A 15559-nucleotide genomic window follows, 5' to 3' on the forward strand; every position below is an offset into this window, starting at 1 on the left:
CCTCTTATTGAAGCGGCTCCTTCTCCATTACACTTGAAATTGTAGGAATTACTTCTTTCGCTACCATTTCTCTCGTTTGACGAATCGCACTAAATATCGATTGGTCATTTGAAGAACCGTGAGCCTTAATGACAGGAGCTTTCAATCCAAACAATGCCGCTCCTCCATACTCCGAATAATCCATTTTATCTTTTAATACCATAAGTTTTGGTTTTAATACCGCTGCTGCTAATTTGCTCGTAAACGAACTCATTAATTGCTCTTTTAACATAGAGAATAGCGCAAGCGCGGTTCCTTCTAGTGATTTTAGAGCTACGTTCCCTGTAAAACCATCACACACAACAACATCTGCTACACCTTGCAATAAATCTCTTGATTCAACGTTTCCAACAAAATTAATTGGTGCATCTTTGAGCATAGCAAAGACCTGTTTTGAAAGCTCGTTTCCTTTTCCATCCTCTGTTCCAACATTTAAAAGTCCAACACGAGGGTTTTTAATTCCTCTTACCTTCTCTGCGTAAACAGAACCCATCACTGCATATTGATATAAATGAACTGGTTTTGCATCAACGTTTGCTCCAACATCTAACATAACAAAACCTTCTCCATCAACAGTTGGCATTGTCGGTGATAAAGCTGGTCGTTCAATTCCTTCCATACGACCGACAACAAATAATCCTGCTGCCATTAAAGCCCCTGTACTACCTGCTGATATACAAGCATCTGCAATACCATCTTTCACTTGCTGCGCTGCTAGTACCATTGAAGCTTGTTTTTTTCGACGAACCGCCCTTACTGGCTCATCTGTCGATTCAATTTTTTCGTCTGTATGAAGGATAGTAATTCGCTCTTCACTCGTTAAGTATTGACGGATTTCTGCTTCTTTCCCTACTAACGTAATATGTAAATCTGAATATTCCTTAATAGCTTTCATTGCTCCTAATACTACAGCCTTTGGAGCGTGATCTCCGCCCATTGCATCTATTGCGATTTTCATAAGTTGTTACCTTCCTCACTATTATTACTAGATCGATACATTTCAAAAGTGCCTGTAAAAACAAGTTCTTCTCCAACAAAGCTACGCACTTTGACAACCGTCCGTCCTTTATCATTCTCTACATCTTCAACGCGCGCTTTTGCAACTACACGTTCTCCTAATTTTACAGGACGAATGTATCGAATGGTAGACTTTGCAGTTAAAGCTAATTCTTCATCAATAACTGCAACAGCTAGTGAGTTTGCTTGCGCAAACAAATGATGCCCACGAGCAATTTGATTTCTTTTAAATACATGTTCTACCTTTACTTCAAAGATAGATATCGCATGTCTATCTAATTCTATATCGATAATTTCTCCGACAACCTCTTCTAACGGTAAAGATTTCACGTCTTCTTCATGTTGTTTTGTAGCCACATGCTTAATTCGTTCTCTCAATTCAGGAATAGATAACTCCATACGATCCAGACGAACAGTCTGTATGCTCACTTGAAATTTTTCTGCTAAATCTTCATCCGTTATAAAAGGATTCGTTTCTATTGTTTGTTGTAATAATTCTTGTCTTTCTTTTTTACTTCTTCTCTTTTTCATACCGCACCATCCATTTTTATGACTAGGTACTAACAGTAGTATATAATCATTAAAAGTAGAATGCAACAAAAACTTTTGCAGACTACTTTTAATCGAGCTTCTCTCCCTGGAACACACCTGTTCCGTCAAGATAAGTACGCAACGAAGCATACTGATCATTATGCCAAAACGCTTCTGAATCAACTAGTATCGCCGCATCTTGTCTCGCTGTTTCTAACGCCCGATAATCATGTACCATATCAGCAACCTTAAATTCTGGTAGACCACTTTGCTTACTTCCAAAGAAATCCCCAGGACCTCGTAACTCTAAATCTTTTTCTGACAATACAAATCCATCATTTGTTTCAGTCATAATACGCATTCTTTCTTTTCCTGTTTCTGATTTCGGGTCTGCAATTAATAAGCAATATGATTGTTCACTACCACGCCCAACACGCCCCCTGAGCTGATGAAGCTGCGATAAACCGAAACGCTCCGCGTCATAAATAACCATAACAGTCGCATTTGGTACATTCACACCTACTTCAACAACTGTTGTCGAAACAAGAATTTGCACTTTATTTTCACTAAACTGTCCCATTATCTCTTCTTTTTCTTGAGATGATAGTCTCCCATGCATTAATCCAACTTGGCACTTACCTTGATAATGATGAGTCAGCATACTATGTAAATCGATAGCATTTTGTACATCAAGTTTCTCAGACTCTTCAATAAGAGGACAAATAACATATGCCTGTCTTCCTTTTTTTATCTCTTTCTCCACAAAGCCGAGAACACGGTCTAACATATCATGTTTTGCCCAATACGTTTCGATTACCTTTCTACCAGCTGGCATTTCATCGATAATAGAAACGTCCATCTCTCCAAATGCCGTAATAGCTAACGTTCGCGGAATTGGGGTTGCCGTCATAAACAATACATCTGGACTTTCACCTTTCTCACGTAAAACCCGGCGCTGCGCTACACCAAATCGATGCTGTTCATCGGTAATAACGAGACCTAACCTATGAAATATAACTTCATCTTGAATTAAAGCGTGCGTCCCAACAAGGATATCTACTTCTCCCTGCTCTAATCTCGCCAAAATTTCCCGACGTCTCGCACCCTTAACAGAACTCGTTAACAGTTCAACCGTCATACCGAAATGAGAAAACGTCTCCGCAAGCGACTGATAATGTTGTTCGGCTAAAATTTCTGTAGGAACCATTAAAGCACCTTGATAATGAGCTAATTTTGCGGCATAGAGACCAATCGCAGCAACAACTGTTTTCCCAGAACCAACGTCACCTTGCAACAGCCTGTTCATCCGATAAGGAGATGTCATATCTTTTAAAATTTCATCTACAACCCGGCGCTGTGCACCAGTTAACGGAAACGGAAGTGCATCGATAAATTCTTGTAATTCTGTTGACGGGATTTCCTTCTTCGTACCTTTTGAATTTTCTCTCTCCATTTTCCTTAGTGTTTGCATTTTTAGCTGAAATAAGAAAAACTCCTCATATACAAAACGGCGACGAGCTTGCTTTAAATCTTCTTGCCCTACCGGAAAATGCAACGCCCTGAGTGCTTCATAACGTGGTAATAATTTATACCGATTTAACAAACCATCTGGTAGCACTTCGACTATAGAATCTCCATACTCCTTTAGCGCTTGTGCAATAAAACGGCGCATCTGTTTTACTGTAAGCTTTCCTTTCACTGAATATACAGGCTCTACTTCTTGTTGACGAACAACCGGTCCAAAATGAAGCTCTGATACAGCAATTGTTTGACGATGTTGATCCCATTTACCAGTAATCGTTACCGTTTCATCCAAATTTAACTTTTGCTTATAGTAAGGTCTATTAAAACATACAGCCGTAATTAAATAACGACCGACGAGAACACGAACTGTAAGACGTGATTTTTTCTTACCATAGTATTGTAGTAACGGAGCACTATGAACTTTCCCTTCAACTGTTACACGCTCATCATGCTTTACTTCAGCAAGATCTTTCATCGCATAATCTTCATAACGGTACGGAAAATGCTCTAATAGATGAGAAACTGTATAAATTCCCATCTCGTGTAGTAATTCAGATGTTTCTCCTCCGATTCCCTTTACATCTGTAACAGGAACTTGTACAACTTCATTCAAGATTCTCACACTCCGTCACATTATTTTCTTTGTTACACTCTATTTGAGTATCAATTAACATCTGCAATCGCTATCTTTCACCTTATATATTCTATCATAGGCATTCTAAGAGAAACTACTCAAATCCCTTATACACAACAAGTAAAAAAGAGCCTCACTATTAGCAGCAAGGCTCTTTTCTTTATTCCATATGCTAGCCTTTTGAATAAAAACTAGTAATAACGTTCACATTACTACTTCTGATCCATTAGCAAGTAAGTGATCCATTTATTTTCAAAACGAATCTTTTTTATTCTACAGAGAAGATGAAAGAATACACCGGTTGATTCCCAGCATGTACTTCTACTTCAGCATCTTCAAATTTCTCTTCTACAAATGCAACTAACTCAGCTACTTCTTCATCAGTTGCATCTTCACCTTGTAGAATCGTTACGATTTCAGACTCTTCATCAATCAATGCTTCTAATAATTGCTTTGCAGCTCCTACTTTTTCAGCATTTGTTGATACGATTTTTCCATCTGCAATGCACATGAAATCGTCTTTTTGAATTGCTACACCGTCAATTTCCGTATCACGAACAGCATACGTAATTTGACCCGTTTTCACATGAGATAAAGCTTCTTTCATGTTTTCTTCATTTTCTTCTAACGTTCCAACTGGATTAAATGCTAACATTGCAGCCATACCTTGAGGAACTGTTTTTGAACGAATAACAATAACTTCTTGATCAACAACTGACGCTGCTTGTTCTGCTGCCATCACGATGTTTCCGTTATTTGGTAAGATGATGATTTTTTCAGCATTCGCCTCTTCAATCGCCTTCACAATATCCTCCGTACTCGGATTCATCGTTTGGCCACCTTCGATTACTTTCGTTGCACCAATGCTCTCAAATAAAGTTTTAATACCAGATCCCATAGCTACAGTTACGATACCATATGGTTGTTTTTCTTTCGATTGAGTTGTTTGCTCAGGAACCATAGTAGGTTCATCTAATAAAGCGGTATGCTGTTCACGCATATTTTCTACTTTAATCTTAATTAAACTACCATAGCGTTGCCCATAATTCATAGGATCTCCAGGATGTTCCGCATGAATATGAACCTTAACAACCTCATCATCTGATACAACAAGTAGTGAATCTCCGTATACACTAATATCTTCACGGAATTTTTGTTCAGAGAAATTATGTTCCTTCATTTTTTCAGGCTCTAATTTCACCATGAATTCCGTGCAATATCCATACTTTATATCTTCTGTACTCAATTGGCTTTGTACACTACGGTGATGTTCTGCGCGTACCATGTCATTCATAGATGGTTGGGCAGACACATCAGAAGAAATTGTTTCTCCTTTTAAGTCAGCTAAAAATCCTTCATATACAACAACAAGACCTTTACCACCGCTATCTACAACGCCAACTTGTTTTAATACAGGTAATAAATCTGGCGTACGATTTAACGATGCATTGGCTTCTTTCACAACGTCTTCCATAAACAAAACAAAGTCGCGCTGTTTTTTCGCAACTGTCACTGCATATTTACCCGTTTCTCTTGCAACCGTTAAAATCGTTCCTTCAATCGGTTTCATAACCGCTTTGTAAGCCGCTTCTACCCCAGCATCTAAAGCTGCAGCAAAATCAACTGTTGTTAATTCTTCTTTTTGTTCAATGGATTTTGAAAAACCACGGAATAACTGAGATAAAATAACACCAGAGTTACCACGAGCTCCCATTAATAATCCTTTGGCTAAACTTACACCGACTTTACCAGCGTGCTGTGAAGGATTTGCTTTCACTTCACGTGCGCCTGAAGTCATTGATAAGTTCATGTTTGTACCGGTATCGCCATCTGGAACTGGAAATACGTTTAATGCATCAACAAGCTGAACATTATTTGTTAAATTATTCGCTCCTTGCATGATCATTTGTGATAAACGTTTCCCATCAATTTTTTGAATTGACACAGATTTTCCTCCTTAATGCACATTACAAGTTTATTACTTTAACTCCTTGTACGTAGATGTTTACAGAATCTACTGCTAGTCCTACAGTTTGATCTAATGTATATTTCACTTTCGTCTGCACGTTATGTGCTACTTCTGAAATTTTCGTACCATAGCTCACAATAATATACATATCAATATGTACTTCATCTTCATCTTTACGAACAATAACACCTCTAGTGAAGTTTTCTTTTCGTAAAATGTCTGTTAATCCATCTTTTAACTGATTTTTTGATGCCATACCTACGATACCGTAGCAATCTACCGCGGCACCTCCAGCAATTGTTGCAATTACATCTGTACTAATATCAATTTGACCGTACTTCGTTTTAATTTCAATTGACATCTCGTTTCCCCCTTCATAAATGGTGAAAGTGAGCTAGACTACTTTAGTTACTATCATATAATCTTTTCAAAGAAAATTCCATCGTTCTTTCTTTTCACTCTCATATTTTATGTTTTATACTACACTTTTCTATGATGAGCAAAATAGTCCATTGTTATTATACAACATGTACCACTATAATATGTCAAGCAAATTTTCTTGATTTCAACTTTTCTTCACTTACATATAGTGTCAAGTAATTTTTCTTGATTTCTTTTTTCTACAGTGTTGCATTCTCTTTTTAGTTGTGTTAAATTATAGTAGTGTTTTTAGCATCGCAAAAAAGACTAACATTGAAAAATTACGTATGGTAAGGTGTCAAGGGAGGGAAATATAAATGGCTCGTGTTTGTGCTATCACTGGAAGAAAAGCTCGTTCTGGTAACTCTCGTTCTCACGCAATGAACGCTACAAAACGTAAATGGGGCGCTAACCTTCAAAAAGTTCGCGTACGCATCGACGGTAAAGTTCAACGTGTTTACGTTTCTGCTAGAGCATTAAAATCTGGCAAAATCGAACGTGTTTAATAATAAAAAAAAGAGCCGCTAGGCTCTTTTTTTACTATGCCAATGGAAAAAGCACCTATTATCGGTGCTTTTTTTAGTCTTTTTTGAAGGTGTTTAACATCGCACGAACAATTCCACCAAGAAATTTAGGTAACTTAATTGTATAAAATCTCATGGTTTCCCTCCTAATCCCCTTTACTCCACTTGCCCACTATATGATGCAAGGAGCAAAATTGTTTCTTCAATCAGTGCTTCTTATCATCATTAATATGCCAGATGCGAATGAAAAAGTACCTTTTTCCTCAATGAGTTCATTACTAATACAAAGTGTCGATCCCCACTCTATCGTTTTATTAGTAAGAGGGTACTTAAATCCTTGTAGTGTAATACCTTCTACACTTTCAGTAACTGGCACAAATGATACATAGGGGAAATTTTTATTTATTCCAATTGTATATGTACCAACTTTTTTCACCATTATTTCATTTTTATTATCCACAATACACATTTCCACTTTTGCTTCTAAACCCTTTAAAAGCATCTGTATATTTGCTAAACCATGATCCAACCGCCCACCAGTTGCACCAAAAATACGAATTAATTTGGGTTTCTGTTCTAAAGCCCAACTAATTGCAATCTCTAAATCCGTTTGATCTTTTTCTCGTGGAACAATATGTAATTCATCTGTTTGCTGTCCCATCCATACTAATTCTTCTTCAGTTACTGAATCGTAATCTCCGAACGCAACAGATGGAGTAATCCCTCTTTTTAGTAAATGGTACACTCCTCTATCAACCGCCGCCCACACTACTTCTTCATTTTCATATCGAGAAAAATCTGCGCAATATTCTGCAGGGCCTCCTGCTAAAATATGAATAATCATTTTTCCTTCCCCTTCTATTGTAAAAAGGCAATCTGCCATTCGGTAGATTGCCTTTTTACATATTTTTCGCTCTATCCTGTCTAAATAGTGAAGTCTTACTAAACCCGAAACTTCACTAGGATAGGGATCTGTTCATTCATTATCCACGAATGATACGGATCGCTTCACCGCGGTCTTTTTGATTGTATACCGCTGATCCAGCTACAAGTACATTTGCTCCTGCTTCAACACAAAGTCTTGCCGTTTCAGCGTTGACACCACCATCAACTTCAATTTCGACTTCTAGATTTCGCTCTTTAACCATTTCTGCAACTTGTTTAATTTTCGGTAATACAGAATGGATAAATTTCTGTCCACCAAATCCAGGATTCACCGTCATAAGTAATACCATATCTATATCTTCTAACACATGCTCAATCACCGAAACTGGCGTATGTGGATTTAATACAACCCCTGCTTTAATGCCATGAGATTTAATTAACTGAATTGTACGATGTAAATGAGGACACGCCTCTACATGAACAGTAATAATATCCGCTCCCGCTTTCGCGAAAGTTGGGATATAGTTATCAGGATTTTCAATCATTAAATGCACATCTAACGGTAATGATGTAATCGGACGGATCGCTTCTACAATTAATGGCCCAATCGTAATATTCGGTACAAAATGCCCGTCCATTACATCGACATGAATGTAATCAGCTCCGCCTTTTTCTACATCTTTAATTTCTTCCCCTAATTTTGAAAAATCTGCTGATAAGATCGATGGTGCAATTTTAATCATAACTAATACCTCGGCTTTCTCTCTCTAATTTCTTCTACGAATTGTTGGTAATTCTTATAACGATATTCTGTAATCTTTCCTTCTTCAACCGCAGCTTTCACCGCACATTTCGGTTCAGAAAGATGTGTACACCCTCTAAATTTACAGTATTGGCTCGCTTCTTTCAACTCAGGAAAACAATATGTAAGATCTTCTACCTCTATATCTATGAAATCAAGTGAACTAAAACCAGGTGTATCCGCAACAAGTCCACTTCCAACTGCAATTAATTCCACGTGTCTTGTCGTATGTTTTCCGCGTCCTAAATGTGAGGAAATATCATTTGTTTTTAGTTCTAAATCCGGACGTAATACGTTAAGCATCGAAGATTTCCCAACACCTGATTGGCCAGCAACGACAGAAACACAACCTTCTAAAAATGGTTTTAAAATAGCAATACTTTCCGATGTATTTATAGAAGTAAATAATACATCATAACCCATTTCACGATAATCATTTGCATAAGCTTCAACGGTTTCTCGCATCTTTTCATCCACTAAATCCATCTTACTAATACAAATAATCGGCTTAATGTTATGATATTCAATCAGCACTAAAAATCGATCTAACAGTCCAGGATTAAAATCTGGTTCTACTGCAGAGAAAACAAGGATTGCTTGATCCACATTAGCAATAGGAGGCCTAACAAGTTCATTTTTTCGATCAAATACTTCAAGCACGTAGCCTTCCGTTGGGTTATCTGCTTGAAAAACGACTTGGTCTCCTACAAGTGGTGTAATTTTATTTTTTCTAAATACACCACGCCCACGACATTGTGTAATCCCTTCTTCATGTTGTACATAATAAAATCCACTTAAAGCTTTTACAATTTTTCCTTCTGGCATATAATTCTCCTTTATTTTGTATAAAGTGAAGCTGTAATTAAAACGAATAGACTAGAGTTCTTTAAACAATTATTTTAAAACCCACCAATATATAACCAGGTTCATATATTTAATCTCTACCATCAATTCGAAATATTTTTTACAACAATATCACTTGTATAGCTTTTTGAATCATATATTTTTGCCTGTTATACAGTCCACCTTGTAGACAGCATAACAGGCAAGGGTAATGCATTCCATTCTCTATAAAAAGAAAATGGAATTCACTATTATTGAGTTGGATATGGTACTTCCTTATCGATAATCGTTACTCCATCCCGTACGATTTTATAGTGACCCTTTGAGCCTTCTTGAATTACAAATTCTAAAGAAATTGTTGCCGACTCTGAAATCGTTCTAGTTTCAATTGGTCTATCCATCTTTTGTTGCATATCTTCTTTATAAATTTCTATTGTTTGCGGTTTTTTCTCACCTATTATAGAAGACTCATATGGGATAGAAATGTTATCCACCTTCACTGTTTTTGTTACTTTCGGCTTAGGGCCATTCGAGATGATAAGTGTCACTTTATCTCCTTCTTTTAACGGAGTTCCTGGTTTTGGCGATTGCGAAATTACAAGACCTTTATCAACCGTATCTGAATACTCTCGTTTTATATCTGGAGTTAATTTTCTCTCATTCAAATCACCAGTTGCACTATTTTCAGTCCATCTTGAAAAATCACCTGGTCTATTTTGATAAGGACCTTTACTTATCCAAACTTTCAGTTCTTGCTCCGCCTCTACAACCATTTGATCAGGTGTCGGTATTTGTTCTACAATTTCACCTTTTGGTTTATCATTTTCAATATAATTTTCAGTAACCTGTTTATATCTTTCTTCTAACTCGGGTTTTACACTCTCAAAGTTTTGACCTGTAAAATCCTTCATCTTACTTTTCTTTTTTCCACCTGATTGATAGATAGTAATTTTAGAACTTTCCTTCACTACTCTTCCTGCTACAGGATCAGTTTTTATTACATCTCCAGCTTCCACATCATCTGTATATACAATATTAGGTTCTGTCACTTCAAAACCTTTTTCTACCAATTTATTTACAGCTGTCGTATATTTCATACCAGCCACATCAGGAACTTTTACATCTTTCGGAATAAAGAATCCCGGAATAACAGTAAGAGCTAATGTTATTCCAATTGCTAAAAGTAAAAATGTCGTAATTAAAACCTTAATCCATTTATTACTTCGTTTTTTCTTCTTATCTAATTCAGTATGTTCTTTTCTTTTTGGTTCATCCACTTTACTTCCACTTAAAACAATCGTTTCATCAGTTACATTTTCAAATAATTGTTCTTGTTGGATAATTGGAATCGCTTTCGTCGCTTCCATATCTTCTGGTATGTAAAATGGCTGTTCATTAATTCGTTCTGGATATAAAGCCGTTTCAATATCTCGTTTCATCGCATTAGCAGATTGGTATCGATGGAACGGATCTTTAGCAGTTGCCTTTAATATAATATTCTCAACACTTTGCGGAATATTTTCATTCCATCTTCTTGGAGACGGTATTTCACTTTGTAAATGTTTTAAAGCTATTGCAACAGCAGATTCACCAGAAAACGGTTGTCTTCCTGTTAACAATTCGAACATAACAATACCAAGCGAATAAATATCTGATTGTTTATTTGCTATCCCGCCGCGCGCTTGTTCTGGTGATAAATAATGCACCGAACCAAGTACTGAATTTGTATGTGTAATAGTTGTTGCACTTGTAGCTGTCGCAATTCCAAAATCTGTTACTTTTACTACTCCATCAGCTCGAATTAAAATATTGTGCGGTTTTATATCACGATGCACAATTTCAAAATGATGAGCGTGTGCCATGGCGGATGTTAATTGCTCCATAATATCAAGAGCTTCCCCTATAGGTAACATCCCTTGCTCAATTATGTATTGCTTTAATGTTTGTCCAGGTACATACTCCATTACAAGATAATATATACCATCTTCTTCTCCAACATCATACATATTCACAATATTTGGATGCGACAACGTTGTAACAGATTGCGCTTCTCGATGGAAACGTTTAATAAACTCTTCGTTATTGGAATAGTCGAGTCTTAATATTTTCACCGCTACATCTCGGCCGAGTATGTCATCATGAGCTAAATATACATTGGCCATCCCTCCACCGCCAATCATTTTTAGCAGCTTATAACGGTCATTTAAGCGTTTTCCAATCAGCACGTTGCACTTCACCTACTTTCGTTTGTCGAATCCGCATAATCAATAAGAACAAGAGTAATATTATCCTCTCCACCACGATCATTCGCCAATTGAATGAGACTTTGCACCTTAGCTTCGAGCTGTTCATTTAACTGTAAAATTTGTTGCATATCAGTCATAGGGACTTTATTAGACAATCCATCAGAGCAAAGAAGCAATTGATCATCTTCTTCAAGTACCAATGTTTTAACATCTAATCCGACTTTTTCTTCTGTTCCTAGCGCTCTTAACAAAACATTTTTTTTCGGGTGGTATTCTGCATCTTCCTTTGAAATTTCACCATGTCTCACAAGTTCATTTACAAGTGAATGATCTTCCGTTACGAGCGACATTACTCCCTCTGATACCATATAACAACGACTATCTCCTATATGACCTATTGTTACAAAATTAGGCGTACAAATTGCTATGATAATCGTTGTTCCCATACCATCACACTCTACGTGTTGTTTAGAATATTCAAAAATGCGTTCATTAATAATTCCAACACTAGTATGTAACCACTCTTCTACTTTTTTAGGCTCATTCATATTATGCGTTTGCTTCCAATAATCATGGAATAATTGAATGGCCATCGAACTAGCTACATCGCCAGCTCGATGACCTCCCATTCCATCTGCTACTACCGCTAAAATATTTCCATCTAAATTGTGAAAAACTCCTGCACTATCTTCATTATGTTGACGAACTTTCCCTTTATCCGATAGAAACACGGCTTTCATCTCGTCACCTCGTCTCTTCTTTGCGCTCCTTCGCACGCAACTGACCGCAGGCAGCATCAATATCGTGACCTTGTTCACGGCGAATTGTTACATTCACTCCACGATCTTTAAGCGTTTTTTCAAATAAGAAAATTTGCTCACGTGGTGTTCGTACGTAATCACGTTCTGGTACGTAGTTAACCGGAATTAAGTTCACATGACACTTTACACCTTTTAAGAGCGCAGCAAGTTCTTCAGCGTGCTCAACTTGGTCATTTTCTCCTCCAAATAGTCCATATTCAAATGTAATACGACGCCCTGTTCTATTTACATAGTATTTAATAGCTTCCATTAAATCAGGTAGCTTATAAGCACGGTTAATCGGCATTAATTTTGAACGTAATTCTGAATTTGGAGCATGCAATGAAATCGCAAAATTAATTTGTAACTCTTCTTCAGCAAACTTGTAAATTTTCGGAATAATACCACTCGTCGAAACTGTCATATGTCTTGCACCAATATGAAGTCCTTTTTCATGGTTAGTGATGCGTAAAAATCCCATTAAATTATCATAGTTATCAAATGGTTCTCCAATTCCCATAACAACAAGAGAACTTACACGTTCTTCCGTTTCATCAAGCGCGCGTTGCACTTCTACTACTTGCGCTACAATTTCTCCAGCTTCTAGGTTTCGTTTTAACCCGCCAAGTGTAGAAGCACAGAACGTACAGCCAATACGACAACCAACTTGTGTTGTTACACAAATAGAATTTCCGTATTCATGTCGCATTAATACCGTTTCAATAGAATATCCATCATATAACTGGAATAAGAATTTAATCGTTCCATCCGAAGACGTTTGTTTTACTAACGTGTTTAAAGTAGTAATATCAAAGGAATTCGACAATTTATCACGCAATCCTTTAGAAAGGTTTGACATATCCTCATAATTTTTTACACGTTTTTTATATAGCCAGTCAAAAATTTGTCCAGCACGGAACTTCGGTTCTCCTTGTTCCTTTAACCAATCTTGCATTTCATGAAGTTGTAAAGAGTAAATTGATGGTTTTTTCGTTTCTACATTTTTCTTTTGTTTTTTTACAGTCGTTTCCATGATGCTACACCTTCTTCCTTAAACAAGCAATATAAAAGCCATCCGTTGCAAAATAATGCGGTAAAATTTGTACTTGACCTTCATTAATATACGGACTTAATTTTTCTGGCATACGTTCTTTTATCGTAGTATCCCATTCAAATTCAGGATGTTCTTTTAAAAATTTATCTATTACTTGTTCATTTTCTATTTTCTCAATTGTGCACGTACTATAAACAAGACGACCGCCTTGTTTTAATAATGGTGCTATCTTTTCTAATATCACGAGTTGAATCGTCGATAATCTTTCACTATCGCCTTTATCTTTTCCTAACTTAATATCAGGTTTACGTCTAATTACCCCAAATCCAGAACATGGTGCATCTACTAATATTTTATCAAAAGTTTCATTTGCAAAGTGCTCTTGCACTTTTCTAGCATCTAACGCTTTTGTTTCTATATTTTCTAGACCAAGTCGCTCTGCTTGTTGTTTAATTAAACGCACTTTATGCGCGTGTAAATCAAGAGACATTACTTTACCAGTTCCCTTTAAACGCTCAGCTATATGCGTAGTTTTACCACCAGGAGCAGCACAACTATCAAGAACTGTCTCTCCCTCATTCGGGTCTAAAGCACGTGCAACAAGCATAGAGCTTTCATCTTGAATAGAAAGGAACCCTTTTTTAAACGCTTCTGTATGCGCTACATTCCCTCTTTCAATTTGAATTGCATCATCTGACAAATCGCCAGACTTTGCTTCTATTCCTTCACTTGCCAACAACTCAATTGCTTCTTCTACCGTTACTTTATCAACGTTCACACGTGCTGTAGGTACTGGTGGTAACATGTTTATTTCACACATTTTCTCTGCTGTCTCTAAACCATATTCAGATGCCCAGTCTTGTACTAACCAAACTGGGTGACTCGTTGCAATTGCAAGACGTTCCACTGGATCTTTGATTTCATCTAATGAAGGTACACCTTCTCGCTGAATTGAACGCAACACTCCGTTCACCATGCCTGAAATCCCTTTATGCCCACGACGCTTTGCTATTTCAACCGCTTCATGAATAGCCGCTCTTTCTGGCACTCGGTCCAAATATATCATTTGATATAAAGATAAGCGAAGCAACACTCTTACCCACGCCTCAACCTTCTTTTTTAAAAAGGGCTGTAAATAATAATCTAATGTGTCACGACGTTGAATCGTTCCATATACAATTTCAGTTAATAAACCAATATCTTTTCTATCAATTGCATTTTTTTCAATTAGATTATTTAAAAGTAAGTTACTATATGCACCACTTTTTTCTACTTGAATTAAACCATCAAGAGCTAATTCACGAACATTTTGTCTCATGCATTTTCTCCTAACTTCGTGCCAATTTCAGGTTTTGTCCCACGTAAAAATTGTGAACAACTCATACGCTTTTTACCCGACGGTTGCAATTCAGTAATTTTAACACCTGTTTCATTCCCTGTTGCAACAACAAATCCATCTTCTTCAAGACCAACTATTGTACCTGGTTCAGCTTTCGCTTCTAGAGAAACTTTCTCTCCCCACCATACTTTAACAACTTGTTCTGCTAAAGTCGTATATGCAACTGGCCATGGGTTCAATCCGCGAATGTGATTGTATACTTCTTCACCTGTTTTTGTCCAATCAATTTTCTCTTGCTCACGTTTTATATTATATGCGAATGTCACTTCATCTTCATTTTGTTTAATCGGTTCTAACTTACCTTGAATTAATAAAGGTACTGTTTTAGATAGAAGATGTGCACCGGCTTCACTTAACTTATCAAATAACGAGCCCGTCGTTTCACGCTCTTCAATTTCCACTTCTACTTGCGTTAAAATATCACCAGCGTCTAATTTTTCTACCATATACATAATTGTAATTCCTGTTTTTTCTTTACCTTCCATAATTGCATAATGAATCGGTGCACCACCGCGTAGTTCTGGAAGTAAAGAGGCATGGACATTAATACATCCGTACTTTGGCGCTTCTAAAATTTCGTTTGGTACAATCTGACCGAACGCAGCTGTTACAATTAAATCCGCCTCTAATGCTAATACTTTTTCATATTCGTCTTTTTCACGAATTTTCAGTGGTTGTAACACCGGAATACCATGTTTCTCCGCTTCAACTTTAACAGGTGTAGGTGTTAATACTTTTTTTCTACCTACCGGACGATCTGGTTGCGTCACAACACCTACTACATCATAGCCATCTTCGATAAGACGACGAAGCACCGGCACTGAAAAGTCCGGTGTTCCCATAAATACTACTTTAATCATTTAAAAACCGCT

15 protein-coding genes are annotated in these 15559 nt (G+C 37.0%); 1 reads left to right on the forward strand and 14 read right to left on the reverse strand.

The genetic code is table 11. From position 1 onward, the window contains the following. Window positions 1–4 precede the first annotated feature (4 nt). The 5 genes from plsX to JDS92_RS03550 all read right to left on the reverse strand — a co-directional run bounded on the left by plsX (window position 5) and on the right by JDS92_RS03550 (window position 6075). Window positions 5–997: a phosphate acyltransferase PlsX gene (plsX, locus tag JDS92_RS03530; RefSeq protein WP_000684090.1), complete on the reverse strand. Its 993-nt coding sequence runs from the start codon at window positions 995–997 to the stop codon at window positions 5–7. Further along, on the reverse strand, window positions 994–1587 hold the full coding sequence (gene fapR, locus JDS92_RS03535; protein ID WP_000747351.1) for a transcription factor FapR: 594 nt from the start codon (window positions 1585–1587) through the stop codon (window positions 994–996). Before fapR ends, plsX begins: the two co-directional genes overlap by 4 nt. Window positions 1588–1675: 88 nt before the next feature. Then, complete coding sequence (recG, locus tag JDS92_RS03540) at window positions 1676–3724, reverse strand: ATP-dependent DNA helicase RecG (RefSeq protein WP_001006879.1); 2049 nt, start codon at window positions 3722–3724, stop codon at window positions 1676–1678. Between the two features lie 289 nt (window positions 3725–4013). Further along, complete coding sequence (locus JDS92_RS03545) at window positions 4014–5690, reverse strand: DAK2 domain-containing protein (RefSeq protein ID WP_000027119.1); 1677 nt, start codon at window positions 5688–5690, stop codon at window positions 4014–4016. Between the two features lie 22 nt (window positions 5691–5712). Further along, a complete protein-coding gene (locus JDS92_RS03550) occupies window positions 5713–6075 on the reverse strand; it encodes an Asp23/Gls24 family envelope stress response protein (RefSeq protein WP_000021109.1) in 363 nt (120 codons plus the stop codon). 376 nt (window positions 6076–6451) lie between these two features. On the opposite strand from JDS92_RS03550, the gene rpmB reads away from it, so the two are divergent. Then, entirely contained in the window at window positions 6452–6640 is a 189-nt protein-coding gene (gene rpmB / locus JDS92_RS03555; RefSeq protein ID WP_000124776.1) for a 50S ribosomal protein L28, read from the forward strand. 73 nt (window positions 6641–6713) lie between these two features. Here rpmB and spoVM read toward each other — a convergent pair whose 3' ends face one another. The 9 genes from spoVM to fmt form a co-directional block, all read right to left on the reverse strand. Continuing rightward, window positions 6714–6794 (reverse strand): stage V sporulation protein SpoVM, encoded by an 81-nt coding sequence (gene spoVM / locus JDS92_RS03560; RefSeq protein WP_001213599.1) that lies wholly within the window; start codon window positions 6792–6794, stop codon window positions 6714–6716. Between the two features lie 66 nt (window positions 6795–6860). Further along, window positions 6861–7541 (reverse strand): thiamine diphosphokinase, encoded by a 681-nt coding sequence (locus tag JDS92_RS03565; protein ID WP_002039429.1) that lies wholly within the window; start codon window positions 7539–7541, stop codon window positions 6861–6863. Between the two features lie 100 nt (window positions 7542–7641). Beyond that, window positions 7642–8286 carry a ribulose-phosphate 3-epimerase gene (gene rpe, locus JDS92_RS03570; RefSeq protein ID WP_000589965.1) on the reverse strand — a complete coding sequence of 215 codons (645 nt, stop codon included), beginning with the start codon at window positions 8284–8286 and terminating at the stop codon, window positions 7642–7644. 2 nt (window positions 8287–8288) lie between these two features. Beyond that, a complete protein-coding gene (gene rsgA / locus JDS92_RS03575; RefSeq protein WP_001113944.1) occupies window positions 8289–9170 on the reverse strand; it encodes a ribosome small subunit-dependent GTPase A in 882 nt (293 codons plus the stop codon). A 269-nt stretch (window positions 9171–9439) separates the two neighbouring features. Beyond that, a complete protein-coding gene (prkC, locus tag JDS92_RS03580; protein WP_000904738.1) occupies window positions 9440–11413 on the reverse strand; it encodes a serine/threonine protein kinase PrkC in 1974 nt (657 codons plus the stop codon). A gap of 8 nt (window positions 11414–11421) precedes the next feature. Next, window positions 11422–12174 (reverse strand): Stp1/IreP family PP2C-type Ser/Thr phosphatase, encoded by a 753-nt coding sequence (locus JDS92_RS03585; protein ID WP_000648690.1) that lies wholly within the window; start codon window positions 12172–12174, stop codon window positions 11422–11424. Between the two features lie 4 nt (window positions 12175–12178). Beyond that, window positions 12179–13267, reverse strand: a complete 1089-nt coding sequence (gene rlmN, locus JDS92_RS03590; RefSeq protein ID WP_000450536.1) for a dual-specificity RNA methyltransferase RlmN — start codon at window positions 13265–13267, stop codon at window positions 12179–12181. Between the two features lie 4 nt (window positions 13268–13271). Further along, window positions 13272–14606 (reverse strand): 16S rRNA (cytosine(967)-C(5))-methyltransferase RsmB, encoded by a 1335-nt coding sequence (gene rsmB, locus JDS92_RS03595; RefSeq protein ID WP_199631505.1) that lies wholly within the window; start codon window positions 14604–14606, stop codon window positions 13272–13274. Further along, complete coding sequence (gene fmt, locus JDS92_RS03600; protein ID WP_000598798.1) at window positions 14603–15547, reverse strand: methionyl-tRNA formyltransferase; 945 nt, start codon at window positions 15545–15547, stop codon at window positions 14603–14605. The genes rsmB and fmt overlap by 4 nt, the downstream gene beginning before the upstream one ends. Window positions 15548–15559: the final 12 nt, after the last annotated feature.

This window comes from Bacillus cereus group sp. N12 (assembly GCF_016483575.1).
In the GTDB taxonomy this organism is placed as follows: domain Bacteria; phylum Bacillota; class Bacilli; order Bacillales; family Bacillaceae_G; genus Bacillus_A; species Bacillus_A toyonensis.

Bases quoted from the DNA above. Each gene is read 5' to 3' on its own strand.
- fapR (WP_000747351.1), bottom strand. From the start codon at position 1,587: ATGAAAAAGAGAAGAAGTAAAAAAGAAAGACAAGAATTATTACAACAA.
- spoVM (WP_001213599.1), bottom strand. From the start codon at position 6,794: ATGAGATTTTATACAATTAAGTTACCTAAATTTCTTGGTGGAATTGTT.
- rsmB (WP_199631505.1), bottom strand. From the start codon at position 14,606: ATGAGACAAAATGTTCGTGAATTAGCTCTTGATGGTTTAATTCAAGTA.
- fmt (WP_000598798.1), bottom strand. From the start codon at position 15,547: ATGATTAAAGTAGTATTTATGGGAACACCGGACTTTTCAGTGCCGGTG.
- rpe (WP_000589965.1), bottom strand. From the start codon at position 8,286: ATGATTAAAATTGCACCATCGATCTTATCAGCAGATTTTTCAAAATTA.
- rpmB (WP_000124776.1), top strand. From the start codon at position 6,452: ATGGCTCGTGTTTGTGCTATCACTGGAAGAAAAGCTCGTTCTGGTAAC.
- rsgA (WP_001113944.1), bottom strand. From the start codon at position 9,170: ATGCCAGAAGGAAAAATTGTAAAAGCTTTAAGTGGATTTTATTATGTA.
- JDS92_RS03550 (WP_000021109.1), bottom strand. From the start codon at position 6,075: ATGTCAATTGAAATTAAAACGAAGTACGGTCAAATTGATATTAGTACA.
- JDS92_RS03565 (WP_002039429.1), bottom strand. From the start codon at position 7,541: ATGGCAGATTGCCTTTTTACAATAGAAGGGGAAGGAAAAATGATTATT.
- plsX (WP_000684090.1), bottom strand. From the start codon at position 997: ATGAAAATCGCAATAGATGCAATGGGCGGAGATCACGCTCCAAAGGCT.
- JDS92_RS03585 (WP_000648690.1), bottom strand. From the start codon at position 12,174: ATGAAAGCCGTGTTTCTATCGGATAAAGGGAAAGTTCGTCAACATAAT.
- rlmN (WP_000450536.1), bottom strand. From the start codon at position 13,267: ATGGAAACGACTGTAAAAAAACAAAAGAAAAATGTAGAAACGAAAAAA.